Here is a 24,139-nt window from a genome sequence, read left to right on the forward strand (position 1 = left end):
CGGGTGCCGAACTCGGCGGGGGCACGGAGACTGGGGACGTGAATCCTCTGAACCTTGTCCGGTCTCGGCTCAGCGACGGGCTGTTTCAGATGGTCGCCGGAGACGACGGCCCCGCCGCACGCGAACGTATCCACACGACGCCCGGGGAGCGGTGGTTTCCCGCCGGGAGCCCGATCCATCGCGTGCACGGCGACGCGTCGATGTACGTCGGCGGCATCCGGGCGCTGCTCCTGCAGTCGCTCCACCCGCTCGCGATGGCGGGCGTCGACGACTTCTCCGACTTCCGTACCGACGTGTGGGGCCGCCTCGCCCGCACGAGCACCTTCCTCGCTGACACGACCTTCGGGACCGCCGAGCACGCCGAGCGCGCGGTCCGGATCGTGCGCGCCGTGCACAAGCGCATCGTCGGGACGGCACCCGACGGTCGCCCCTACGCGGCCAGCGACCCTCACCTGCTCACCTGGGTGCACGTCGCCGAGGTCGACAGCTTCCTCACCGCACACCAGGCGTTCGGCGCGCACCCGCTGACCGTGGCCGAGTGCGACACGTACGTCGAGCAGGCGTCGCTCGTCGCGACGAAGCTCGGGGCGAGCGACGTCCCGACGTCTCGCGCCGCTCTCGCTGCGTGCCTCGAGGCGTTCCGCCCCGAGCTCGAGTCGACTCCCGCAGCGCTCGACGTGGGGAAGTTCCTCCTGCGCGACGCGCCCCTGCCATGGGTGGCCAAGCCGCCCTACGCGATCCTGTGCCGCGGGGCCGTCTCGACGCTGCCCCGCTGGGCGCGCGAGCCGCTCGACCTCTCCGACTCGCCGTGCCTGGACCGGACCGTCGGGCGGGCAGCAGGACAGGTGAGCACCCGCGCGCTGCGCTGGCTCAACAACGCTCAGCCCGTCCCGGCGGAGGCGACGCACCTGTAACGACGAACCGGTGCCGTCAGGCGTGCTCGACCATCCCGCGGACGAAGACCGCCTGGCCGACGTGCTCGAGGTCGTCGGCGAGGATGCTCAGCACACGGACGCCGACCGTCACGGGCGGGTCGTAGGACTCGTCGATCACGCGGACGAGGTCCGCCTCGGTCATCCCCGCGAGGATCTCCCGGGTGCGCTCGACGGTCGCCTCGTGATACCCGACGAGCTGTTCGGAGGTGACTCCGCGGACCGCCGCGACCTGCTCCTGCGTGTGACCGTATCCCGTCTCCGTCGGGTCGAGGTCGAGGCCGAACCGGTCGGCCCAGCCTGAAGCGGTCCACACCTCTGGGGTGCCCGCGAGCGCCGCCATCTGGGCGTCCTGGACGCGCGACGTGTGCCACAAGAGCCACGCCACGGAGTTGGCGTCCTCGGCGGGCCGCACGTCGAGCTGGTCGGTCGTGAGCGAGTCAGCGACCTCCCGGACTCCTTCGCGGACACGGTCGAAGCCGTCGGACAAGATATCGAGAGCGGTCACAGGTGTCCTCCGAGACGATCCGTCGTCGAGCACGCCAGGTGAGACCGTGCTCGACGCTCAGACTGTCACGAGCGCTCGTGAACGCAACTCCACCGCGGGCGCCGGGCAGCTGGTCACGCGCTGAGGAGCATCTCGTCGTCTCCGGGGACGGTGTTCCTCGGCATCGAGTGTCCGGGCACGGACGGCCCACCTGTGCGGGGGCTGATCTCCCGGAGCGGCACTGCGACAGGGTCGAGGCCGAACTCGCACCGGACGGTCGACTCGCTGCGGCCCTTGGCCACGGCGAGGGCCGCGACGAGCACGGCGATGATCTCGTCCGCGGTCCTGTCAGGTGTGGTGGTCATCTAAGTGCTCCGTCCTTGTGATGCAGGACTGATCGGCGCGACATCGGCGTTCGTGAGGAATCTGACGGACTGTCAGACGGCGCCGGAGAACGTCGGACTCAGCACGCCTGCGGGCCTCCGGGGGTGCGCCCGCTGGCCCGACGCTCCGACCAGCGCGGATGCCCTCTGGAGTGTCAGAGGCACGATGCTAGGTTGTCGCCGTGTCCACACCTTGGAGCCCTGAACAAGTGCTCGCGGCTGCGCCCGACGCCGCGTCCGTCGCCGCCGGGCGCAAGCTGTCGGGCCCCGCGTCCTGGACCGAGACCGGGGCGAGCGCGAGCCCGCACGCGCTCTGGGGACTGTGTGCGGGGTCCGGAAAGAAGCCGTACCAGACGGTGATCGACCTCGCGGTCCTCGCGTTCAAGTGCTCGTGCCCGAGCAGGAAGTTCCCGTGCAAGCACTCGCTCGGGCTCCTCCTCCTGTGGTCGAGCGGAAACGTGCCGGACCAGGACGCACCGAGCGCCTTCGCGGCGGAGTGGCTCGAAGCACGCGAGAAGCGGGCCGCCCGCCCCGCCGCAGCAGCGGGGGCTGCGCCCGCGGACCCCGCGGCCGCGGCCCGGCGCACCGCGCGGCGGGGGGAGCAGGTCTCTGGCGGCGTCGCGGACCTCGACCTGTGGCTGCGTGACCAGGCCCGGACCGGGATCGCCGGCGCGGACCATGCCGGGTACGCCCTCACCGAGCCTGTCGCAGCGCGGCTCGTCGACGCTCAGGCGCCAGGCCTGGCCGGAGCCGTCCGGCAGCTGTCCAGCGTCGCCGCGTCCGGGGACGGCTGGCCCGGACGGCTGCTAGAAGACCTCGCGCTGCTCCGGCTCCTCGTCGTGGCCCACCAGCGGCTCGACTCGCTGCCCGCAGACCTCGCAGCCACGGTCCGCACCCGGATCGGCTACCCCGTCCGTACGGAGGATGTCCTCGCCGGTACACCGGTGCGCGACCGGTGGGACGTCCTCGCGCTGCACGACTCGACCGAGGACCGGCTCACGGTGCGGCGCGTCCACCTCCGGGGCACCGCGAGCGGACGCAGCGTGCTCGTCCTCTCGTTCGGCGCACGGCAGCAGCCGCTCGACGCGTCGCTCGTGCCGGGGACCACCCTCGACGCCGACGTCCACCTCTACCCCGGCTCGGCAGCGGTGCGGGGCATCGTCGGGACGCGGTACGCCGAGCCGGACATGCTCGGTGACGCTGCGGGCGAGAGCATCGCCGACGCGGTGGCCCGGTGGGCCGGCGCCGTCGCTGCCGACCCGTGGACCACGGAGATCCCCGTGGTGCTCGACGCCGTGACCGTCCTTCCGTCGGGCGGCGGGGGCACCACCGGCTGGCGGGTCGTCGACCCGTCAGGGACGACGTTGCCCGTGCACGCGAGCAGCAGCCTCTGGGTCCTGCTCGCTGTCGCGGGCGGTCACCCGGTGACCGTGGTCGGCGATCTCGAGCACCACACGCTGCACGCACGGTCGGTGCGTACCGTCGACGGGCTGGTGACACTGTGACTGTCGATCTGGACGACACCCTGGACCCGTGGGACGGCCTGGTCACGGCTGCCCTGCTCGGGGCGGCCCGACGCCCGGTGGACCCGTCCGCCCTTCCCGGGATCGTGGGCGCCGCCGGCGCACGTCTCCCCGAGACCGACCCTGCCGCCCGGCTGCTGGACGCCGCGGCGCTCATGACCGCGGCGCGCCGGGCAGCGCTCACCCCCAGCAGGCTCCCCGCGCCCACCACGGAGGACACGACCGGAGCCGACGACGCGACCGACGTGCGTCGCCGTCGCCCGGCGTCGATCTCGCCCGACGACGTGGCACCGCCGGTCTCCCGAGCGGCCGCACGACGCCTCGACGACCTCCTCTCCGGCTCCCGACGTGACGCCGACGCCCTGCTCGTGCACTGGCTGCGCACCGCAGCCCAGCGCGGTCTGCGCGCACCCGCCGACCGGCTCCCGGCCCTGCTGGACTGGGCTGCGCGGACCACGACCCCCGCCGACCTGCTCCCCGTCCTCGGGGAACGTGGCCGCTGGCTCGCCACGCACCAGAAGCGCTGGCGGCGCACGCTCACCGTCGACGACGGCCCCGGCACAGACAGCACGGACAGCACCGACGCCACCGACGGCGCCGACCTCTCCACCGACGCGCCCGTCCAGGCGCCGTCCGACCAGACCTGGACGCACGGCACGCCCCACGAGCGCCAGGTGTGGTTCCGTGCGCTGCGCCGCGCCGCCCCGGAGAGCGCGCGCACGGCGCTGCTCGCTCTCGACTGGAACCGCCAGGACGGCGAGACCCGGCTCGCGCTCGTCGTAGCCCTCTCGCAGGGGCTCTGCCTCGCGGACGAGGAGGTCCTCGACCGGGCGCTCGCCGACCGGCGCAAGGACGTGCGCGCGGCAGCAGCTCGTCTGCTCGTCCAGATCCCTGACGGCCGGTTCCAGACGCAGGCCGCCGCCCGCGCTCTGGCGTGCATCCGGGTGGAGCACCCGCCGCGGCCGAGCCTCGTGGCGCGGCGTCCTGCTCCGCGCATCGTCGTGACGCTCCCTGACGCGGACGACCCCACGCCGTGGCCCGCCGGGATGCTCGAGACGCCGCGCGGCACGGGCGCACGCGCCTGGTTGCTCAGGCACCTCGTCGAGGCGGCACCGGTGCGGCTCTGGTCGCAGCACACCGGCCTGACCCCAGACGCGCTCGTGGCGCTCCCCGTGGCCGACGACCTGTCCGAGGAAGTGCACCTGGGGTGGGCTCAGGCTGCCGTCCGGGACGGCGACCAGACCTGGGCGCGAGCGCTCGCACCGACGACCTTCGGCAGCCTCTACATCGATCTGCTGCGCCTGCTCCCGCTCGAGGAACGCGTAGCCCACGTCGTCGCGACGCTCGTCGCAGACACCGTCGACGGACCGAGCGGCCGGCCCGCGAAGGCTGGTTCCGACGAGCCGACCACCGGCCGTCGGCTCATCGACGCCAGCTCGGCGCTGGCGTCCGTCGCCGGACCGTGGCCTGCAGAGATGACCGCCGCCGTCGTGCGGTGGCTCGCGACGAGCCCCGCCCACGGCTGGGACCACGGGGCCATCACGCGCCAGGCAGCGAGAGACCTGCCCGACGACGCTGCGACCGAGGCACGCGTCCGCGCCGCCGCCGCGGACGTCCCCCCTGACAACCCCCGGCACCAGACGATCCTGTCTCTCGCCGACACCCTCCTGTACCGCCGCCAGATGATCGAGGAGCTCCAGTGACCATCACCCCCGCCGTGCCTCTGCTGCGCCCGCACGCCGAGCAGGCGTTCGCCGACGAGCTCGGTGCGCTCGCCGCGCTCGACGACCGTCCGCGCCCGCCCGCCTGGTCTATGTCTCCGTGGGCGGTCGTGACCTACCTGCTCGGTGGGGTCCTGCCCGACGGGACCGTCATCACCCCCAAGTACGTCGGTCCGCGCCGGCTCATGGAGGTGGCCGTCGCCACGCTCGCGACCGACCGCGCCCTGCTGCTCCTCGGGGTCCCCGGCACCGCGAAGACCTGGGTGAGCGAGCACCTCGCCGCTGCCGTCTGCGGGGAGTCCACGCTCCTCGTCCAAGGGACGTCCGGCACCGCGGAAGAAGCGATCCGGTACGGGTGGAACTACGCGCGCCTGCTGGCGGAGGGCCCGACACCCGAGGCGCTCGTGCCCTCGCCCGTGCTCACGGCGATGCGGGACGCGAAGATCGCCCGCGTCGAAGAGCTCACGCGCATCCCGTCCGACGTCCAGGACGCGCTCATCACGATCCTGTCCGAGAAGTCCCTCCCGGTCCCTGAGCTCGGCACCGAGGTCCAGGCCGCAAAGGGCTTCAACGTCATCGCGACCGCCAACGACCGCGACCGCGGCGTCAACGAGCTCTCCTCGGCGCTGCGGCGACGGTTCAACACCGTGGTCCTCCCGCTGCCCGCGAGCGAGCAGGAAGAGGTCGACATCGTCACCCGGCGCGTCGAGCAGCTGGGCAGCGCGCTCGAGCTTCCCGAGGTCCCCGCCGCAGCCGAAGAGATCCGTCGGGTCGTGACCGTGTTCCGCGAGCTGCGCTCCGGTCGCACCCTCGACGGGCGCACGAGCCTCAAGACCCCCTCCGGGACGCTCTCGACCGCAGAGGCGATCTCCGTGGTGACCAACGGGCTCGCCCTCGCCGCGCACTTCGGCGACGGCGTGCTGCGGTCCGGCGACATCGCCGCCGGGATCATCGGTTCTGTCATCAAGGACCCCGTCGCGGACAAGGCCATCTGGTTCGAGTACCTCGAAGCCGTGGTCCGAGAGCGCGACGGCTGGAACGACTTCTACGGGGCGTGCCGAGAGATCAGCGGATGACCGAGGTGCTCGCCGCGCCCGGGACCGACGCGGGCGCCGTCCCACCGCCCGGCGCCGACGAGACAGGCGCGCCGCAGGTCGAGGTCATGGGTGTGCGCCACCACGGACCAGGATCGGCCCGCGCGGTCGTCGCCGCGCTGGACCGGCTCCGCCCGGACGTGATCCTCGTCGAAGGTCCGGCAGACGCGGACCCGCTCGCGGCCCTCGGCGACCACCCGGGCCTGGTGCCTCCCGTCGCGCTGCTCGCCTACGAGACCGGGTCCCCGTCCGTCGCGGCGTTCTGGCCCTTCGCGGTCTTCTCCCCCGAGTGGCAGGCTCTCGTCTGGGCCGCGGCGCACGACGTCCCGGTGCGGTTCTGCGACCTGCCGACCTCCGCGGTCCTCGGCGGACCGGGCCCGGACACTGCGGAGGCCGAGACCCCCCTCGGCGACGAGACGTCCCAGGAGCCCGCGCCGTCGGAGATCCCCGCGCCCTCCGAGGTGCCCTCTGCGCCCGAGGGCGCCGACCTCTCCGAGACCTCAGCCGCCGGCGTGCGTCGCGACCCGATCGCCGCTCTCGCCGCAGCAGCGGGCTACACCGACCCAGAGCGCTGGTGGGACGACGTCGTGGAAGCACGGCGTGACGCCCCGACACCCTTTCCCGTCCTCACCGAGGCGATGGCCGAGCTCCGGGCCGCTGCGGCGCCGCTCCCCGACGACGAGCAGCAGCGCGAGGACCGTCGTGAAGCCTTCATGCGTCAGACGCTGCGGGCCACGCTCAAGGGCGGCGCGCGACGCGTCGCGGTCGTGTGCGGCGCGTGGCACGCACCGGCGCTGGACGGCAAGCTCCCACCAGCGGCCACCGACGTCCGGACGCTGCGCGGGCTCCCCCGCCGCGCCACCTCCGTGACCTGGGTCCCGTGGACCTCCTCCCGGCTCGCCCGCGCCTCCGGCTACGGCGCAGGCATCACCTCGCCGGGCTGGTACCACCACCTGTTCGTCAGCGACGACGACGTCGTCGCGCGATGGCTCGTCAAGGTCGCACGCGTCCTGCGCGAGCAGGACCTCCCCGTCTCCTCCGCGCACGTCATCGAAGCAGTCCGCCTCGCGGACGCGCTGGCGTCCATGCGCGGGCGGCCCGTCGCCGGGCTCGAGGAGGTGACCGAGGCGACGCGAGCGGTGCTGTGCGACGGCGACGACACGCTCCTGGGGCTCGTCACCGGCCGGCTCGTGGTCGGCGAGATCCTGGGAGAGGTACCAGACAGCGTCCCGACCGTGCCTCTCGCCGCCGACCTGCGCACCGTCTCGCGCCGGCTGCGACTGCCGCAAGAAGCCCTCGAACGCACCGTCGAGCTCGACCTCCGCAAGCCCAACGACCTCGCCCGGTCACGTCTCCTGCACCGCCTGACGCTCCTCGGCGTCGGATGGGGGACCCCGGCAGCCTCGCGGACCCGCAGCACCGGTACGTTCCGCGAGACCTGGTCGGTCCAGTGGCGTCCCGAGCTCTCGGTCTCGCTCGTCGAAGCGTCGCTGTGGGGCACGACGATCCTCGCCGCAGCCACCGCACGCGCGGTCGACACCGCCGTGCACGGGACACTGCCGCAGATCACCGCGCTCGTGGAGCAGTGCCTGCTCGCCGACCTCCCCGACGCGCTCGCCCCGCTGCTCGACCAGCTCGACGTGCGGGCCGCCCACGACGAGGACATCCTGCACCTCGCCGGTGCGCTGCCCCCGCTGGTGCGAGCCGAGCGGTACACCGACGTCCGCGGCACAGACACCGCCGGGCTGGCCCGGGTCGCTGACGCGCTCCTCGTCCGTCTGTGCGCCATGCTGCCGGCAGCCGTGACCAACCTCGACGACGACGCCGCCCGCGACCTGCGCACCGCGCTCGACGCCGTCCACGAGGCTGTCGTCCTGCGCGACGTCGACGGTGCCGGGCGGGCCCTGTGGTTGCGCAGCCTGCTCGTCGTCGCCGACCGCTCAGAAGGCCCGCACCCGGTCTCCGGCGTGCTGGGCGGGCGAGCCACCCGCCTGCTCCGCGACGTCGGACACCTCACCCCTGCCGAGTCCGCGGTCCGGCTCGGGCGGTCGCTGTCCGTCGGCACCCCGGCGCCGACCAAGGCCGCCTGGATCGAAGGGTTCTTCGACGGTGGCGGGCTGCTCCTCGTCAACGACCCCGAGCTCCTCGGTCTGCTCGACGCCTGGATCACCGACCTGACCGAGGACGCGTTCGTCGATGTCCTGCCCCTGCTCCGACGCACGTTCGGGACCTTCGCCGCACCGGAACGACGCGCCGTCGGCGACGCAGCCCGTCGACGCACAGGCTCCACGCCCGCCGTCCCGACGACGTTCCGTGCCCTCGACCTCGACGAGGCGCAGGTCGGCCCGGCGATCGCGACGGTCGCCCTCATCCTGGGAGCACCATGACCATGCACACACAGCCCCTCGACGAGGCCGGACGCCGACGCCGGTGGCGCCTGCTCCTCGGCCAGGCAGGCGACCCCGGCTCCACGCTGACCGGTGCCGACGCCGCCATGGACGGCGCGCTCGCGGCGCTCTACGACGACGACTCCGCAGGGAGCGGCCGTAGTGCAGGCCGCGGCGGGCAGCGGTCGGCCGGGCTCGGCGGGTCTGCGCCTCGGGTGGCCCGCTGGCTGGGCGACATCCGGACATACTTTCCCAGCACCGTGGTCCAGGTCATGCAGCGCGACGCGGTCGATCGGCTCAACCTCACGCATCTGCTGCTCGAGCCCGAGCTGCTCGGTGCCGTCGAGCCCGACGTCCACCTCGTCGGGACGCTGCTCTCCCTCAACGGAGTCATGCCCGAGACCACCCGGGCCACCGCGCGCCAGGTGGTCGCGACCGTGGTGCGCCAGGTCGAGGAACGTATCGCTGCCGTCACCCGCTCCGCAGTGACCGGCGCGCTCAACAGGTCGGCACGGACCCACCGTCCTCGAGCGTCCGACATCGACTGGGGTGCCACCATCCTGGCCAACCTCAAGCACTACCTGCCCGAGTACCGCACGGTCGTCCCCGAGCGGCTCGTCGGCTACTCCCGTGGGCAGAACGTCGTCGCACGTGACGTGGTCCTCGCGATCGACCAGTCCGGCTCGATGGCGGAGTCCGTCGTGTACGCGTCGGTCTTCGGGTCGGTGCTCGCCTCGATGCGGTCGCTGCGGACCTCCGTCGTGGTGTTCGACACCGCCGTCGTCGACCTCACCGACCAGCTGGCCGATCCCGTCGACGTGCTCTTCGGCACACAGCTCGGCGGAGGCACCGACATCAACCGGGCGATCGCCTACAGCCAGGGCCTCATCACCCGACCGGCGGACTCCCTCTTCGTCCTCATCAGCGACCTCTACGAGGGCGGCGTGCGCGACGAGATGCTCCGTCGCGTGAGCGCCATGACCGCCGCCGGGGTCCAGGTCGTGGTGCTGCTCGCGCTGTCCGACAGCGGCGCGCCCTCCTACGACCGGGAGAACGCCGCAGCCCTCGCGGCGCTCGGCATCCCCGCGTTCGCCTGCACACCGGACGCGTTCCCCGAGCTGCTCGCCGTCGCGCTCGCCAAGGGCGACGTCGGCGCGTGGGCGCAGTCGGCGACCGGCGCACAGACGGGCTGAGCCAGGCTGGGACGGGCTGAGACGGGCTGAGACGACGACCGGACGTGACCCAGGCAGTCGGGTCACGTCCGGTCGTCGTCTCCGGCCGACGGTCGGCTCAGGCCGGTGGTCGCCGGCCGGCCGGGTCGATCAGCGGAGGCTGATCAGCCGAGGTCGATCAGCTGAACCAGGTACCGCCGTTGACGTCCATGAGCGTGCCCGTCTGGAACGAGGCCTGCTCGGAGACGAGGAAGAGCGTCGCCGCGGCGACGTCGCTCGGGCGGCCGGCGCGGCCGACCGGGGTCCCGGCGACGGCGGCCTTCTGGCCGGCCTCCGGGGTGAAGGTCGCGTGGAACGGGGTGTCGCCGATGAATCCGGGCGCGATCGCGTTGACCGTGATGCCCCGACCACCGAGCTCCTTGGCGAGACCGCGGGTGAAGCCCTCGATCGCGGACTTCGACGCCGCGTACGCGACCGCTCCGGCGCCGCCACCGTTCTGACCGGCCTGCGAGCCGATCGTGACGATCCGGCCGCCGTCGGGCATGTCGCGCAGGGCTGCCCGCGTGACGTAGAACGCCGAGGAGAGGTTCACGTCCATGACCGCGTGCCAGTGCTCGTCGGTCATCTCGACGAGCGGGACGCGTGCCACGAGGCCACCGGCGTTGTTCACGACGATGTCGATGCCGCCGCCGAGCACCTCGACGGCCTGGGCCACGACGCTGTCGACGGATGCGCTGTCGGTCGCGTCGAGCGCGAACGCCGCGCTGCGACGTCCGAGGCTGGTGATCTCTTCCGCGACGTCGGAGCCGTCGTGGCTGCGGTACGTGATGACGACGTCTGCGCCGGCGCGGGCGAGCTGCAGCGCGATCTCCTTGCCGATCCCGGTGCCTCCCCCGGTGACGAGGGCGCGGTGGCCTGTGAGGTCGATCGTCAGGTCTGTCATAGATTGTCTCCTGGTACGAGGTGTAACGTTAAACTGCTTCCCCTTGATCTTACTGACAATCGCGCGGAAAACACGTCAGCGGGCCATCCAGCCGCCGTCGACCGCGAGGATCTGGCCGTGCACGTAGGCCGAGGCCGGTGCGGCGAGGAAGACCACGACGTTCCCGATGTCCTCTGGCGTGCCCCAGCGCCCGGCCGGGATCCGCACCGACAGCTGCTCGAGGCGCGCGGGGTCCGCGAGGAGCGCCTCGTTCATGTCGGTCGCCATGTACCCCGGTGCGACGGCGTTGACGTTGACGCCCTTGCCGGACCACTCGTTGCACAGCGCCTTCGTCAGCTGGGCGACGGCGCCCTTGCTCGCGGCGTAGGCAGGGACGGTGAGGCCGCCCTGGAAGCTGAGCAGGGACGCGAGGTTGATGATCTTGCCGTCGCCCCGCTCGATCATGGGCCGACCGAAGAGCTGGCAGAGCTGGAAGACCGAGCGCAGGTTGACGGCGATGACGTCGTCCCACACGTCGAGCGGGAAGTCGACGGCGGGGTGGCGCGCCTGCGTCCCAGCGTTGTTCACGAGGATGTCTACCTGGTGCTCGGCGAGCACCGACTGCGCGACGGCCTCGATCCGCGCCGGGTCAGAGAGGTCGAGCGCAGCGAAGTGCACCTGACGTCCCAGCCCCTCGGCGTAGGCCGAGAGCTCGGCGGGGATGCCGCTGCGACCGAGGACGACGACGTCGGCCCCCGCATCGAGGAGAGCGGTGGTGATGCCGTGGCCGAGACCGCGACCACCGCCGGTCACGACAGCCGTGCGTCCTGCGAGGTCGAATGCGGTGCTCATGCGTCTGCCTGTCCGTCGAGAGGGGTGAGCAGGACCTTGAGGCAGTCCTGTCCGGTGGTCGCTGCCTCGAACGCCGCGACGGCGCCCGTGATCGTGAAGGCCTTGGTGGGGAAGCGCTCGAGGCCGAGGGCCCCGGAGGCGATGAGCTCGATGGCCCGCGTGACGTCCTGCGTCGTGTAGACGCGTACGCCCACCATCGACTGCTCCTTGAAGCAGACGGCCTGGAGGTCGACCGGGGTCGGCTGCTTGTAGACGCCGACGATGACGATCCGGCCGAGGACGCGCGTGGCGGCGGTGAGCTCGCTGGCGACGGACGGGTGGGCTGCCGAGTCGAAGGTCGTGTCCGCACCTTCCCCACCGGTGAGGTCGGCGAGCACCGACGTCATGGTCGAGCCGTCGGGGACGACCGTGAAGCCGAGCCCCTCGGCCACCGAACGGCGCCACGGGCTCGGCTCGGTGATGACGACGGTCCCGGCGCCCTCGTGCCGTGCGACGAGCGCGACGAGGACCCCGATCGGCCCAGCCCCGAAGACGGCGACGGTGTCTCCGGGCTGCATGCCAGACCGCGCGACCGCGTGCACCGCGACCGCGAGCGGCTCCGCTAGCGCTGCCGTGCGGGCGTCGACGCCTGCGGGCACGGCGTGGAGGACCTCGGGCGGCAGCGCGACGAAGGGCGCCATCCCACCGGGGGCGTCGATGCCGTAGAGACCGAGGCGGCTGCACACGTGGGCGTTGCCATGGGTGCAGGAGAGGCACGTGCCACAGGAGATGAGGGGTTCGACGACGACGAGTGTCCCGACGTCGAGGCCGGTGGCGCCGGGGGTCTCGATCCAGCCGGACATCTCGTGCCCGGGGACGAGGCCGTGCGCGGCACGCGGGTGCTTGCCGTGGTAGATCGAGAGGTCGGTGCCGCAGATCCCGTTGTAGGCGATCTTGACGAGCGCCCATCCTTCGGGGACCTCCGGGCGAGGGACCTCCTCGATCGAGAGGGTGTCGGTGCCGGTCCAGACTGCTGCGGTCATCGTGGTCATCTCATGCTCCTGTGCTGGTCGGGACGGTGCTGCTGGTCGAGACGGTGCTGCTCGTCGGTGCCGCTGCGCATGCGCTGTTGCGCCCGTGCGCGCCGAGCACCTCGGGGTTGAGGATGTTGCGCGGGGCTCGTCCGGCGGCGACCTCGACGACGTTCTCGATGGTGCGGCGCTTGAGCTCGGTGTAGGACTCTTCGGAGTACCAGGCGAGGTGGGGTGTGAGGACCACGTTGTCGAAGTCGAGGAGGGGGTGGCCGGTGGGGACGGGCTCGGTCTCGTGGACGTCGATGCCTGCTCCGGCGATCGTCCCGGCGCGCAGCGCGTCGACGAGCGCGTCGGTGTCGATGACGCCTCCGCGGCTCGTGTTGACGATGATCGCGTCCGGACGCATCGAGGTGAGCTCGGCGGCGCCGATCATGCCGCGGGTCTCGTCGGTGAGCGGCGTGTGCATCGAGACGACCTGCGAGCGTTCGAGGAGCTCGGCGAGGCTGACGGACCGGACGCCGTGGAAGGTCTCGGCGCCGGGTTCGGCACGGACGTCGTACCCGATGACCTCGTAGCCGAGGCCTGCGGCCTTGCGGGCCGTCGCGGAGCCGATGAGGCCGACGCCGATGACGCCGAAGACGCGGCTGCCGGTCTGGTAGAGGGGGCGTACGACGGCGAGGTCGAAGCTCCCTGCACGTACGCCGCGGTCGAGCCGGGGGATGCCTCGGGCGACGGCGAGCGTGAGGCCGATCGCGTGGTCCGAGACCGTCTCGGTGCCGTAGTCGGGCACGTTGCACACGGCGATCCCGCGGGCGGTCGCGGCGGGGATGTCGACGGAGTCGACGCCGACGCCGTAGCGGCCGACGACCTTGAGGTCGGGGAGCCCGTCCATGACCTCGGCGGTGATGGCGGCGTACTGGACGAGGATGCCGTCGGCGCCCGCGCAGTTGGTGATGAGCTCGGTGCTGTCACGGGACTGGGTGACGACGAGCTCGGCGCCCGCGGCCTGGGCGACCGCGTGCTCGCTGTCGAACGAGTCGTGGTCGCACTCGGTGATGGTGATGCGCATGGGGGGTCCTTCCGGTGGGGAGACGACGTGGGGTGCGGGGGCGAGCGGGGTGCGCGTCAGCGCGCGAGCCACCCGCCGTCGACGGGAAGGACGGCGCCGTTGACGTAGTCGGCGGCGCGCGAGGACAAGAAGAGGACCGCTCCGGCGATGTCGGAGGCCTGGGCCCAGCGTCCGGCGGGGATGCGCGCGAGGATCGAGGCGTTGCGCTCTGCGTCGTCGCGGATGGCTTCGGTGTTCGCGGTCGCGACGTATCCGGGGGCGACGGCGTTGACGTTGATGCCTGCGCTGGCCCACTCGTTCGCGAGCGCTCGGGTGAGGCCCGCGATCGCGGACTTCGAGGCTGTGTACCCCGGCACGTTGATGCCGCCCTGGAAGCTGAGCATGGACGCGGTGTTGACGATCTTCCCGTGGCCTCGCTCGATCATGGCGCGGCCGATCTCGCGGGACAGGACCCATGCGGCGCGCAGGTTCACGTCCATGACGTGGTCGAAGTCGTCGTCGGAGTGCTGGGCTGCGGGTGTGCGGCGGATGGTTCCGCCGTTGTTCACGAGGATGTCGACCGGCCGTGCGGCGAGGTCCGCGGCCAGCGCGGCGACGGCGGCGCGGTCGGAGAAGTCCGCCTGGAGGGCGGTGAATCTCCGGCCGGCCGACTCGACCGCGGTCCGGACGTCGCTCTCGCCCTGTGGCATGGAGTAGCTCACGCCGACGATGTCAGCTCCTGCACCGGCGAGCGTGCCGGCGATCGCGAGGCCGATGCCCTGGTTGGCGCCCGTCACGACGGCGAGCTGCCCGTCCAGGGCGAAGAGGCCTTCTGTGAAGGCTGCTGGGCTGGTGACGTTCGTGGACATGGTGCGGTGCTCTTTCCTGTGTGCGCCCGGCGGTGCGCCGGGCGTCAGTTCGGGTTGTACCCCAGTGCTTCGGAGATGGCGTCTGCGGTCGCGATCGCGTCTGCGGACATCGCCTCGACCTGTGCGTCGGAGTGCTCGAGGGTGATGGTGGAGATGGACACGCCGTACCGGACGCTCCCGGTGTGGTCGCGGACCGGGGCGGCGACGCACACGACGCCGGGGACGTTCTCCTCGCGGTCGCGGGAGTACCCGGTGCGGCGGACGTCGGCGATCTCCGTGCGGAGCTGGTCGATCGTCGTGAGCGTGTGCTCGGTGCGGCGTGGCATCCCTGCTCGGGCGACGAACCGCTCGAGCTCGTCGTCCGTGTACGACGCGAGGATCGCTTTGCCGATCCCCGAGGAGTGCATGGGGATCGAGTGACCGACACGAGAGGGCATCTGATAGGACTTGTCCGAGTCGGTCCGCACGAGGTAGAGGATCTCGTCACCGTTCGCGACCCCGACGTGGACGGTGCAGTGCACCTTCTCGACGAGGGCGTCGACGAACGGCTGGGCGATGAAGCGGATGTCGACCCGTTCCAGCGCCCGGCCTGCGAGGGACAGGATCTTGGGGCCGGGGAGGTACCCGCCGTCTTCGTCCATCGCGATGAACCGCCGGTCGAGAAGGGTGGCGAGGATGCGGTGCGTGGTGGCCTTGGCCAGCCCTGTCGCCTCGACGATGTCGGTGAAGCGCGAGTGCGTGAACGCCGCCTCGAGGACGAGGAGGGTCTTGGCGCTCGCCCCTGCTGCGACGTGCGCTGGTGCGAGCATCGAGCCGGGGTCGCCGCTCGTGGCAGCCGTGCTGGTCGTACCCGTCGTCGCGCTGCCGCTGGTCCGCGTGGTCATCGTCGTGTTCCGTTCCGCGCAGACCGTCGGTGGTCAGCGCATGTCAGCGATGGCGAAGCCATCCATGTCGTCGAAAGACTGATTCTCCCCGGCCATCGCCCACACGAACGAGTAGCTGGCGGATCCGACGCCGGAGTGCACGGACCAGCTCGGCGAGATGACGGCTTCACGGTTCCCGACGACGAGGTGACGCGTCTCGGTCGGTTCACCCATGATGTGGATGATCCTGGCGTCCGTCGAGAGGCCGAAGTAGAGGTAGGCCTCGGTCCGGCGGTCGTGGGTGTGCGCCGGCAGGGTGTTCCACATGCTCCCGGGGTGGAGGGTGGTGACCCCCATGACGACCTGGCAGCTCTGGACGCCGTTCTCGTGGATGTACTGGTTGAGCGTGCGCCGGTTGGACGTCAGCGCGTCGCCCAGCTCGCGGACGGTCCCGTGGCCGGCCTCGACGAGGGTGGTCGGGTAGGCGGTGTGAGCGGGGGCCGAGACGAGGTAGTAGGCCGCGGGTCCGTGCTCGCCGCCGGCGTCGCTCGAGGCGAGCACGACGTCGCGGGCTCCGCGCCCCACGTACAGGCACGACCCCGGCGTGAGCGTGTGCTCGGTGCCGTCGACGGTGATCGTGCCGGGTCCACCGACGTTGACGATGCCTGCTTCACGGTGCTCGAAGAAGACGTCGCTGCGGATCTCCGGGAAGGTCGGCAGGGTCAGCGGCGCGGTGACCGGGCTGACGCCGACGAGCACGACGCGGTCGTGGTGGGTGTAGACCGCGTTGACCTCGTCGTCGACGAAGAGCCCTTGGGCGAGGTAGCGCCTGCGCAGCTCTGTCGTGTCCATGCCGGGGACGTGCTCCGGGCTCGTTGCGTACCGCTGTTCCATGGTGGTCCTTTTCTGTGGTGGAGATGGCTGGATGACGGGTGGTGCTCGGGTGCCTGCCGGGCGTCGGTCGGACGCCCGGCAGGCGTGAGCTCGTGGGCTAGTTCAGCCCGAGGATGCCCGGGAGCCACAGCGAGAGCTGCGGGACGAACATGACGAGAAGGAGGATCCCGACGAGCGCGACGAAGAACGGCACGAGGTGCCGCACGACGTCTTCGATGCGCAGGTCGGCGACCTTCGCCCCGACGAACAGGACGGGGCCGACAGGTGGTGTGATCGTGCCGATGCAGAGGTTGAACACCATGACGATCCCGAAGTGCACGGGATCCACCCCGAAGCTCATGACGATCGGCAGGAAGATCGGGGCGAAGATCAGCACGGCCGGCGTCGGGTCCATGAAGCACCCGACGACGAGCAGGAGGACCGCGATGAGCAGGAGGATGAGCGTCGGGTTGTCGGTGAGCGAGAACATCGCGTCGGCGACCATGCCGGGGATCTTCGCGAACGACATGACCCAGGACATGATCGACGAGACCCCGATGAGGAACATGACGATGGCCGTGGTCCGCGCCGAGTCGAGGAGGATCACCTTGAGGTCGCGGACCTTCACGCTGCGGTAGATGAAGGACAGCGCGAGGGAGTACACGACCGCGATGCACGACGCCTCGGTCGGGGTGAAGAACCCGGCGAGGATGCCGCCGATCACCACGACGATGAGCGCGAGCGACGGCACCGCGTCGAGCAGGGTCTTGGCGCGCACGCCCCACGAGGGCATGTCGGTGATCTTCAGCTCGGGACGCTTGCGGGCGTAGAGGTAGACGATCACCATGCAGGCGCCGGCCCACAGGAGGCCGGGGACGTATCCGGCGACGAACAGCGCAGCGATCGACGTGCTGGAGACCAGCGAGTACACGATCATGAGGTTGCTCGGCGGGATGAGCATCCCTGAGGGTGCGGACGCGATGTTCGTGGCGGCCGCGAAGTTGCGGTCGTACCCTTCCTTCGCCTGCAGCGGTGCCATGGTCGATCCGACCGCTGCGACCGCCGCGACCGCGGAGCCGCTGACGGCGCCGAACAGCGCGTTGGCCGCGACGTTCGTCTGGGCGAGCGACCCGGGCATGCCACCGACGAGCACCTTGGCGGCGTTGATGAGACGCAGGGCTATGCCTCCGTTGTTCATGATCACGCCGGCAAGCACGAAGAAGGGTATGGCGAGGAGCGAGAACGAGTTGATGCCTCGGAACATCTGCTGGGCCGAGGTAAGCATGCCGTTCTCGAACCCGAGAGCGGACACCATGGCGAGGCCGGAGGACAGACCGACCGCCACGCTGATGGGTGCCCCGAGGATCAGGAGCCCGAAGATCCCGACGACGAGGATGAGTGCTGCGAGAGTTGCGACGTCCATGAGTGCGAGTCCTCCTTAAAGGACGTCCGGCTCGGTGTCCTCGACGGCGCTCTCGGCGCCGACAAGGATCGCAACCAGGTGGTAGACGGTGTAGAAGCAGATGAGCACGCCGGAGATCGGCAGTGCGAGATAGAGCGGACCGACGCGCACGGGCAGGCCTGCGAGGCTCTGCTCCCAGGCGAGCTGAGAGACGCTCCACCCGCCGTACACGAGCACGAGCGCGGCGAAGGCGAAGATCATGAGCTGCATGAGGATCGCGACGACCCACCGGACGCGCGGCGGGAGCTTGTCGACGGCGAAGTCGACGAGGATGTGCCCGCGCTCACCGAAGACCAGGGCTGATCCGAAGAGGCCCAACCAGATGAAGACATACTTGGCGAGCTCTTCTGACCATCCGCTGGGGCTGTCGAGCACCTGCCGGGCGAAGACCTGCCAGGCGACGTCGACGACGAGCACCGCGAAGAGCGTGACGCAGAACCATGCGAGTGCGCTGTCGAGCGCAGTCTTGACTGTTTTCATGAGAGTGGACCTCTTCGGTAGCGGGCGGTCACTCGGCCGCGGCGCGGACCTTGTCATAGAGGGTGCGTGCGACGTCGCTCGTCACCTTCTGCTCGATGAGGGGCTCGAGGGCTTCACGGAACGCGTCTGCGTCGACCTCGTTGAAGATGGCTCCGGCTTCCTCGGCTGCTGCCTTGCTCTTGACGACCTCGTCGACCCAGAGCTCGGCCTCTTCGTCGAGCGCGGCAGCGATCTCTTCGGTGAAGACGGCCCGGTCTTCTTCGGAGAGGGCGTCCATGGTGGCGGGGTTGACGATGAGGTAGTCGGGGAACATGAGGTGGCGCGTGTAGGAGTAGTACTTGGCGATCTCGGCGTGCTTGAGGTTCGCGTAGATGGACTCGTTGTTCTCGGCGCCGGTGAGGACGCCGGACTGGATGGCGGTGTAGACCTCGCCCTGGCCCATCGGGGTGCCCGAGCCGCCCATGAGCTTCATCATCTCGATGTTGGTGTCGGACTCGATGACGCGGATCTTCATCCCGGCGAGGTCGTCGGGCGTGTTGATCGGCTTCTCGGAGTTGTAGACGCTGCGCACGCCGCCGTGGAAGCCCGCGAGGACGGAGATGTTCTGGTCTTCGATGGACGCGAAGAGGTCTCCGGTGATCTCCGGGTCGTTGACCGTCGCGCGCTGGTGCTCTTGGCTGTCGAACGTGTACGGGAGGTTGAAGACGACGAAGTCGGGGTTGAAGTTCTCGAGGAGCGAGCCTGCGACCATGGAGAACTCGATCGAGCCGGCCTGGACGAGCTCGATGGTGTCTTTCTGCCCGCCGAGGGTCTCGTTGGGGAAGACCTCGAGGTCGTAGCGACCGTCGGTGCGTTCCTTGATCCGGTCGCCCAGGTGGTCGAGGGCGACGTACTGGGGGTGGGTGTCGGTCTGGTTGAACGCGATCTTGAAGGTCGTGGTCCCGCCGTCGCCGTCGCCCCCGTCAGAGCTGCAGGCTGCGAGAGACAGCGCCATCGCGGAGACGCATCCGACCGAGAGAATCGAAACGGCCTTGTTTCGCTTCATGTGGAGCTCCTTCTTTCGGCTCACCCGGGTGAGCAGAGTCGTAGTCTTCGTTGAGCCGACTCGTGGTCCACCAGACCTGGTAGTCCGGTGGCACCGGCGTCCTCGCCGGCCTGACAAAAATGGAACTGTGTTCCATTGGGTGGAACTGAGTTAACGTTATCTCACGCGCCAGGTCAACCCCTGGCACGAGAGGCACACCGATCGACGCTGATCCGTGACGTGCGGACAGCGGGTACAGCCCGACTTCCGGAGGAACCATGACGATGCCGTCACCGACCGTCACACCGCGCACCACCCTGGGCGCCTACGCTCTCGGGCCGTCGCCCGACCTCGACGACGGCCGCGCCGACGCCGCGTTCTACGACGGTCTCGCCGAGCTGACCACCACTGACGGGCACGGCATCGACGCTCTCGAGCTCCCGCTCGACCCCGAGGGCTCACCCCGGCTGGAGCTCGGGTGGCTCACCCGGCACCTGCACCCGTCGTGGGACCTCATGGTCACGGCCGTCCCCCGCACCATGAAGCGCCTGAGCACCCAGCCCGCCTACGGGCTCGCGTCCGCCGACGAGGACGCACGCCGGGCCGCTGTCGCTGACATCGCTGTCGTCCGGGACCTCGCACGAGCCCTCGCGGACGCCTCTGGCCGTGTGCGCGTCACCGCGATCGAGCTCCAGTCCGCCCCCGGGAGCACGCTCGGCTCACGCGACGCGCTCGCACGCTCGATCGACGAGATCCTCGCCTGGGACGTCCCCGGGGCGGAGCTCGTCATCGAGCACTGCGACGCCCCGGTCGACGGCCAGCAGCCGGTCAAGGGCTTCCTCACCCTCGCCGACGAGCTCGCGGTGATCCGCGACCTCCCCGACACCGTGGGGATCGGGATCAACTGGGGCAGGTCCGCGATCGAGGGCCGCTCCGCAGCCACCCCGATCGAGCACACGGCCGCCGCCGTCGCCGCAGGGCGTCTGCGCTCGCTGATCTTCTCGGGCGCGTCCGACGTCACCACCCCGTGGGGACGCCCGTGGAGCGACGCCCACATCCCCGCCTACGTCCCCGGCACCGTCCTCGACATGGCGACCGGCTCGCTCCTCACCGCCGACGCGACGACAGCCACCCTGGCCGCCGCTGCAGGCCAGGCGCGCTACGTGGGAGCGAAGGTCACCGTTCGCCCGACCGACACCGACGTCCCCACCCGGCTCGCCGTCGCACGAGCCAGCCTCGACCTCGTCGCGTCCTCCGCCGCGGTGCTCCGATGACCGCCGCGAGCGCCTCCCCCGAGACAGGGACGCCTCCCGTCCAGACAGGGTTCGTCGGACTCGGCGTCATGGGCGCCCCGATGGCGGGGCACATCCTCGGTGCGCTCCCGGACGGGGCGCAGCTGCACGTGACCGCACGGCGCGCGGCATCGGCAGCCGACCTCGTCGCCCGTGGCGCGGTCTGGCACGAGGACGCACGCTCCGTCGCTGCAGCCAGCGACGTCGTCGTCCTCATGGTTCCCGACCTCCCGGACGTGCGCACGCTCCTGGACGGCCCGGACGGGCTGCTCGCCGGGGTCTCGACCCCCACGCTCGTGGTCGTCTGCTCGACCGTCTCGCCCGGCGGCGTGCGCGCCCTCGACGTCGAGGTCCGCGAGCGCACGGGCGGTCTCGCTCGGCTCGTCGACGCGCCGGTGAGCGGTGGCGAGGAGGGCGCCCGCGAGGGCCGGCTCTCCATCATGGTCGGAGGCGACGAGGAGGACGCGCGCGTGGTCCGCGACGTCCTCGCGCCCACGGGGACGGCGGTCCACCTGGGCCCGCTGGGTGCCGGGCAGATCGCCAAGGCGTGCAACCAGATGATCGTCGCTGCCACGGTCGTGGCACTCGGCGAGGCGAGCGTCCTCGCGGAGCGTGCGGGCCTCGACGTCGCGGCGCTGCTCGACCTTCTCGGTGGAGGGTTCGCGGGCAGCCGCATCCTCGAGGTGAAGAAGAAGCGCTTCGTCGAGCACGACCACAGCCCGTCGGGTGCCGCGCGGTTCATGGTCAAGGACCTCACCTTCGCGACGGACGAAGCGGTCCGCACCGGAACCGTGACCCCGCAGCTCGACACGTTGCGCACGGTCTTCACCGAGCTCACCGACGCTGGTCTCGGCGACCAGGACACGGCCGTCGTCCAGGCGTTCATCGAGGCAGGCACCCGGAGGCCCGAGAACTGATGATGAGCACCCCGTCGATCAAGCGCGTCCTCGGCCCGCTCACTCCCGGAGGCCTCCGGAACTTCACGGACAACCTCCGGGCCGAGAACACGGGCGCGATCTTGCTGCTCGTGGGCACGATCGTGGCCCTCGTCTGGGCGAACTCGCCGTTCAGCGAGTCTTACCGCGAGCTGAGCGCGCTGACCTTCGGGCCGTCGGCGCTCCACCTCGACCTCTCGGTCGCGCAGTGGGCGACGGACGGGCTGCTCGCGATCTTCTTCTTCGTCGTCGGGCTCGAGCTCAAGCGCGAGATGGTCGACGGCGAGCTGCGCCGCCCGGCGACCGCGATCGTGCCGATCCTCGCTGCTGTCGGCGGCATGGTGGTCCCCGCGCTCGTCTACACGGTCATCAACGCCGTCAGCTCCCTAGGAGAGCCGCACGGGTGGGCGGTGCCGGTCGCGACGGACATCGCGTTCGCGGTCGCGGTCCTCACGGTCTTCGGCAAGGGGCTCCCGACAGCGCTGCGGGCGTTCTTGCTCACCCTTGCGGTCGTCGACGACCTCCTGGGGATCGTCGTCATCGCGATCTTCTACACGGCCGGAACGAGCCTGGTGTGGCTGGGGGCGGCGCTCGCCACGATCGTCGTGTTCGGTCTGGTCGCGCGGCGCCACGGCGGCGGCTCGCCGTGGTTGCTCGTCCCGCTCGCGGTCCTCACGTGGGGTCTCATGCACGCGTCGGGCATCCACGCGACGATCGCCGGCGTGCTCCTCGGGTTCTCGGTCCCGGCGCTCGCGCGCCCGGGTGAGCGGCAGAGCATCGCCGAGCGCTACGAGCACGTCTGGCGCCCGGTGTCGGCCGGCTTCGCCGTCCCGGTGTTCGCGCTCTTCGCGGCCGGGGTCGTCATGAGCCCGTCCGCTCTCGCCGACGCCGCGAGCAACCCGGCCGCACAGGGCGTGTTCTTCGGCCTGGTCCTCGGCAAGCCGGCGGGCATCCTCCTGGCGACGTGGCTCCTCGTGTCCTTCACGAAGGCGTCGCTCGACGACTCCTTGCGCTGGTTCGACATGGCTGCCGTCGCGTGCGTGGGTGGCGTGGGCTTCACGGTCTCGCTCCTCATCGGCGAGCTGTCCTTCGAGGCCGGGACCGTGAACGGCGAGGCCGTCAAGGCCGCTGTGCTCGTGGGTTCGGTCACCGCCGCAGCCGTGGGTGCGACGCTCTTGGCGTGGCGGAGCAGGACCCACCGGGCCGAGCAGGAGGACGCTGCAGCCTGACGGCGGGGGACAATGCACCGGTGACTGATGCACCGACCTCGCCCCCTGCTCTCGACGGCGCCGTGCCGCCGGCCGCCGCCCTGCCGATCATCGCGTTCTACGAGCCCCGGATCCCCCAGAACACCGGGAACGCGATCCGGCTCGCGGCGGTCACCGGCGCACCGCTGCACCTCGTGGAGCCTCTGGGCTTCGACCTCTCGGAGCCCAAGCTCCGCCGTGCCGGGCTCGACTATCACGACCTGGCCCATGTGGTCGTGCACCCGAACCTCGAGGACCTGCTCGCGAGCCGGCCGACGGCACGCGTCTTCGCCTTCACGACGAAGGCCACGACCCGCTACTCCGACATCGCCTACGAGCCGACGGACATCCTGCTCTTCGGCCCCGAACCGACCGGCCTCGACGACGCCGTCCTCCACCACGCGCGGATCACGGACGAGGTGAAGATCCCCATGCTGCCGAGCCGGCGCTCGCTCAACCTCACGTCGAGTGCGTCGATCGTCGTGTACGAGGCCTGGCGACAGGCTGGTTTTACCGGCGGTATGTGAATAAACCCGCTCGCAGCGGGTGAAAACAGACAGACATACCATAAGATACTGCAACCAAACGCTCATGAACCGGTTCTGCTCGCCGAAGAAGACTGATGTCATAGGCCACCAGGCCCGTCAGAGCGCGAGGAGCACCGTCATGCGCATCGTCATCTCCCCCGGAGCGTTTAACCGCACGTCGCGCTCGCTGTGCGCAGCCGACTCCCTCGCCCGAGACTGGGCCTCCGTGCAGCCGCTCGACGAGCCCCCCGTCGCACCGACGTTCACCAGCAGCATCCTCGACGTCGTCGCACGCACCGTTCCCGGCGCCACCTTCCACGACGTCCCCGGCGTCAGCGGGCCCGACGGTCGCCCCGTCACCGGCCGGTGGCTCGCCCTCCCCGACGGGTCGGCCGTGGTCGACCTCGCCCAGGTCGTCGGCCTCTCGCTCATGCTCGAGCCCGACGCGCTCGGCGCGTCGACCCGCGGCCTCGGCCAGGTCATCGCCTCTGCCCTCGACGCCGGAGCAACCTCCCTGACGATCGCGCTCAGCGGCTCGGCCTCGACCGACGGCGGCGCAGGAGCGCTCTCGGCCCTCGGGCTCCGCCTGCTCGACGAGACCGGCGAGCCGCTCGTCGACGGCGGCGGCGCCCTGGCCCGCCTCGTGTTCGCCGACATGACCGACCTGCGCCCCGCACCCCTCGGCGGAGTCACCCTGCTCCTCGACGTCGACAACCCCCTCCTCGGCCTGCACGGCGCGGCGAACGCCCTGAGCCCGCGCACGGGAGCGTCCCCCGCGGACGCTGCACGCCTCGAGTACGGTCTCTCTCGGTTCGCCGGCGTCCTCGGCGGGACACCCGACGCACCGGGCGCCGGAGCCGGCGGCGGAGCCGCCTACGGCTTTATGGTCGCGTGGCAGGCTCGCACCTTCCCTGGGCCGGCGTACGTCGCCCGGCTCGTCGACCCCACCAGCGCACACCACCGGCCAGGACGCCGGACGAGCGTCGCGGGCGCCCTCGTCGCCGCCTGACCCAGGTGCTGCGCCCGGCCCGCC

General features: G+C 71.1%; 23 protein-coding genes. 11 read left to right on the top strand and 12 right to left on the bottom strand.

What is annotated here, in order from left to right; genetic code table 11:
- Window positions 1-38: 38 nt before the first annotated feature.
- Complete coding sequence (locus tag ATL42_RS10385) at window positions 39-914, top strand: oxygenase MpaB family protein (protein ID WP_245862428.1); 876 nt, start codon at window positions 39-41, stop codon at window positions 912-914.
- Between the two features lie 16 nt (window positions 915-930).
- On the opposite strand, the gene ATL42_RS10390 is transcribed toward ATL42_RS10385, so the two are convergent.
- Window positions 931-1,440: a mycothiol transferase gene (locus tag ATL42_RS10390; RefSeq protein ID WP_098456499.1), complete on the bottom strand. Its 510-nt coding sequence runs from the start codon at window positions 1,438-1,440 to the stop codon at window positions 931-933.
- A 113-nt stretch (window positions 1,441-1,553) separates the two neighbouring features.
- A complete protein-coding gene (locus ATL42_RS10395; RefSeq protein ID WP_098455277.1) occupies window positions 1,554-1,784 on the bottom strand; it encodes a hypothetical protein in 231 nt (76 codons plus the stop codon).
- 200 nt (window positions 1,785-1,984) lie between these two features.
- On the opposite strand from ATL42_RS10395, the gene ATL42_RS10400 reads away from it, so the two are divergent.
- The 5 genes from ATL42_RS10400 to ATL42_RS10420 are packed head-to-tail and all read left to right on the top strand — an operon-like array spanning window position 1,985 to window position 9,720.
- Entirely contained in the window at window positions 1,985-3,307 is a 1,323-nt protein-coding gene (locus ATL42_RS10400; RefSeq protein ID WP_143556739.1) for an SWIM zinc finger family protein, read from the top strand.
- Window positions 3,304-5,028: a DUF5691 domain-containing protein gene (locus tag ATL42_RS10405; RefSeq protein WP_098455278.1), complete on the top strand. Its 1,725-nt coding sequence runs from the start codon at window positions 3,304-3,306 to the stop codon at window positions 5,026-5,028. Before ATL42_RS10400 ends, ATL42_RS10405 begins: the two co-directional genes overlap by 4 nt.
- Window positions 5,025-6,122: an ATP-binding protein gene (locus tag ATL42_RS10410; protein ID WP_098455279.1), complete on the top strand. Its 1,098-nt coding sequence runs from the start codon at window positions 5,025-5,027 to the stop codon at window positions 6,120-6,122. The genes ATL42_RS10405 and ATL42_RS10410 overlap by 4 nt, the downstream gene beginning before the upstream one ends.
- Complete coding sequence (locus ATL42_RS10415) at window positions 6,119-8,527, top strand: DUF5682 family protein (protein WP_211281797.1); 2,409 nt, start codon at window positions 6,119-6,121, stop codon at window positions 8,525-8,527. The genes ATL42_RS10410 and ATL42_RS10415 overlap by 4 nt, the downstream gene beginning before the upstream one ends.
- A gap of 2 nt (window positions 8,528-8,529) precedes the next feature.
- A complete protein-coding gene (locus tag ATL42_RS10420; RefSeq protein WP_098455280.1) occupies window positions 8,530-9,720 on the top strand; it encodes a VWA domain-containing protein in 1,191 nt (396 codons plus the stop codon).
- 157 nt (window positions 9,721-9,877) lie between these two features.
- On the opposite strand, the gene ATL42_RS10425 is transcribed toward ATL42_RS10420, so the two are convergent.
- The 10 genes from ATL42_RS10425 to ATL42_RS10470 form a co-directional block, all read right to left on the bottom strand.
- On the bottom strand, window positions 9,878-10,642 hold the full coding sequence (locus tag ATL42_RS10425) for an SDR family NAD(P)-dependent oxidoreductase (RefSeq protein WP_169925388.1): 765 nt from the start codon (window positions 10,640-10,642) through the stop codon (window positions 9,878-9,880).
- 75 nt (window positions 10,643-10,717) lie between these two features.
- A complete protein-coding gene (locus ATL42_RS10430; RefSeq protein WP_098455281.1) occupies window positions 10,718-11,473 on the bottom strand; it encodes an SDR family oxidoreductase in 756 nt (251 codons plus the stop codon).
- Window positions 11,470-12,504, bottom strand: coding sequence for a zinc-dependent alcohol dehydrogenase (locus tag ATL42_RS10435; protein ID WP_098455282.1), 1,035 nt, complete (start codon window positions 12,502-12,504; stop codon window positions 11,470-11,472). Before ATL42_RS10435 ends, ATL42_RS10430 begins: the two co-directional genes overlap by 4 nt.
- 1 nt (window position 12,505) lies before the next feature.
- Complete coding sequence (locus ATL42_RS10440; protein WP_098456502.1) at window positions 12,506-13,555, bottom strand: C-terminal binding protein; 1,050 nt, start codon at window positions 13,553-13,555, stop codon at window positions 12,506-12,508.
- Between the two features lie 56 nt (window positions 13,556-13,611).
- The gene (locus ATL42_RS10445; RefSeq protein WP_098455283.1) at window positions 13,612-14,403 is read right to left on the bottom strand and encodes an SDR family oxidoreductase; all 792 of its coding nucleotides are present in this window, start codon (window positions 14,401-14,403) and stop codon (window positions 13,612-13,614) included.
- A gap of 44 nt (window positions 14,404-14,447) precedes the next feature.
- Entirely contained in the window at window positions 14,448-15,287 is an 840-nt protein-coding gene (locus ATL42_RS10450; RefSeq protein ID WP_211281799.1) for an IclR family transcriptional regulator, read from the bottom strand.
- Between the two features lie 33 nt (window positions 15,288-15,320).
- Window positions 15,321-16,160: a 5-dehydro-4-deoxy-D-glucuronate isomerase gene (gene kduI, locus ATL42_RS10455; RefSeq protein ID WP_098455284.1), complete on the bottom strand. Its 840-nt coding sequence runs from the start codon at window positions 16,158-16,160 to the stop codon at window positions 15,321-15,323.
- A gap of 97 nt (window positions 16,161-16,257) precedes the next feature.
- On the bottom strand, window positions 16,258-17,562 hold the full coding sequence (locus tag ATL42_RS10460; RefSeq protein WP_098455285.1) for a TRAP transporter large permease: 1,305 nt from the start codon (window positions 17,560-17,562) through the stop codon (window positions 16,258-16,260).
- Between the two features lie 15 nt (window positions 17,563-17,577).
- The gene (locus tag ATL42_RS10465) at window positions 17,578-18,081 is read right to left on the bottom strand and encodes a TRAP transporter small permease (RefSeq protein ID WP_098455286.1); all 504 of its coding nucleotides are present in this window, start codon (window positions 18,079-18,081) and stop codon (window positions 17,578-17,580) included.
- A 28-nt stretch (window positions 18,082-18,109) separates the two neighbouring features.
- The gene (locus ATL42_RS10470; protein ID WP_098455287.1) at window positions 18,110-19,126 is read right to left on the bottom strand and encodes a TRAP transporter substrate-binding protein; all 1,017 of its coding nucleotides are present in this window, start codon (window positions 19,124-19,126) and stop codon (window positions 18,110-18,112) included.
- Window positions 19,127-19,389: 263 nt separating this feature from the next.
- On the opposite strand from ATL42_RS10470, the gene ATL42_RS10475 reads away from it, so the two are divergent.
- The 5 genes from ATL42_RS10475 to ATL42_RS10495 all read left to right on the top strand — a co-directional run bounded on the left by ATL42_RS10475 (window position 19,390) and on the right by ATL42_RS10495 (window position 24,115).
- Window positions 19,390-20,379, top strand: a complete 990-nt coding sequence (locus ATL42_RS10475) for a DUF4862 family protein (RefSeq protein WP_169925389.1) — start codon at window positions 19,390-19,392, stop codon at window positions 20,377-20,379.
- Complete coding sequence (locus ATL42_RS10480) at window positions 20,376-21,314, top strand: NAD(P)-dependent oxidoreductase (RefSeq protein ID WP_098455289.1); 939 nt, start codon at window positions 20,376-20,378, stop codon at window positions 21,312-21,314. The genes ATL42_RS10475 and ATL42_RS10480 overlap by 4 nt, the downstream gene beginning before the upstream one ends.
- 2 nt (window positions 21,315-21,316) lie before the next feature.
- The gene (gene nhaA / locus ATL42_RS10485; RefSeq protein ID WP_098456504.1) at window positions 21,317-22,561 is read left to right on the top strand and encodes a Na+/H+ antiporter NhaA; all 1,245 of its coding nucleotides are present in this window, start codon (window positions 21,317-21,319) and stop codon (window positions 22,559-22,561) included.
- A gap of 62 nt (window positions 22,562-22,623) precedes the next feature.
- Window positions 22,624-23,106: a tRNA (cytidine(34)-2'-O)-methyltransferase gene (locus tag ATL42_RS10490; protein WP_425443214.1), complete on the top strand. Its 483-nt coding sequence runs from the start codon at window positions 22,624-22,626 to the stop codon at window positions 23,104-23,106.
- A gap of 139 nt (window positions 23,107-23,245) precedes the next feature.
- A complete protein-coding gene (locus ATL42_RS10495) occupies window positions 23,246-24,115 on the top strand; it encodes a glycerate kinase (RefSeq protein ID WP_169925390.1) in 870 nt (289 codons plus the stop codon).
- Window positions 24,116-24,139: the final 24 nt, after the last annotated feature.

Origin of the sequence: Sanguibacter antarcticus (genome assembly GCF_002564005.1) — a bacterium.
Taxonomy (GTDB): Bacteria; Actinomycetota; Actinomycetes; order Actinomycetales; family Cellulomonadaceae; genus Sanguibacter; species Sanguibacter antarcticus.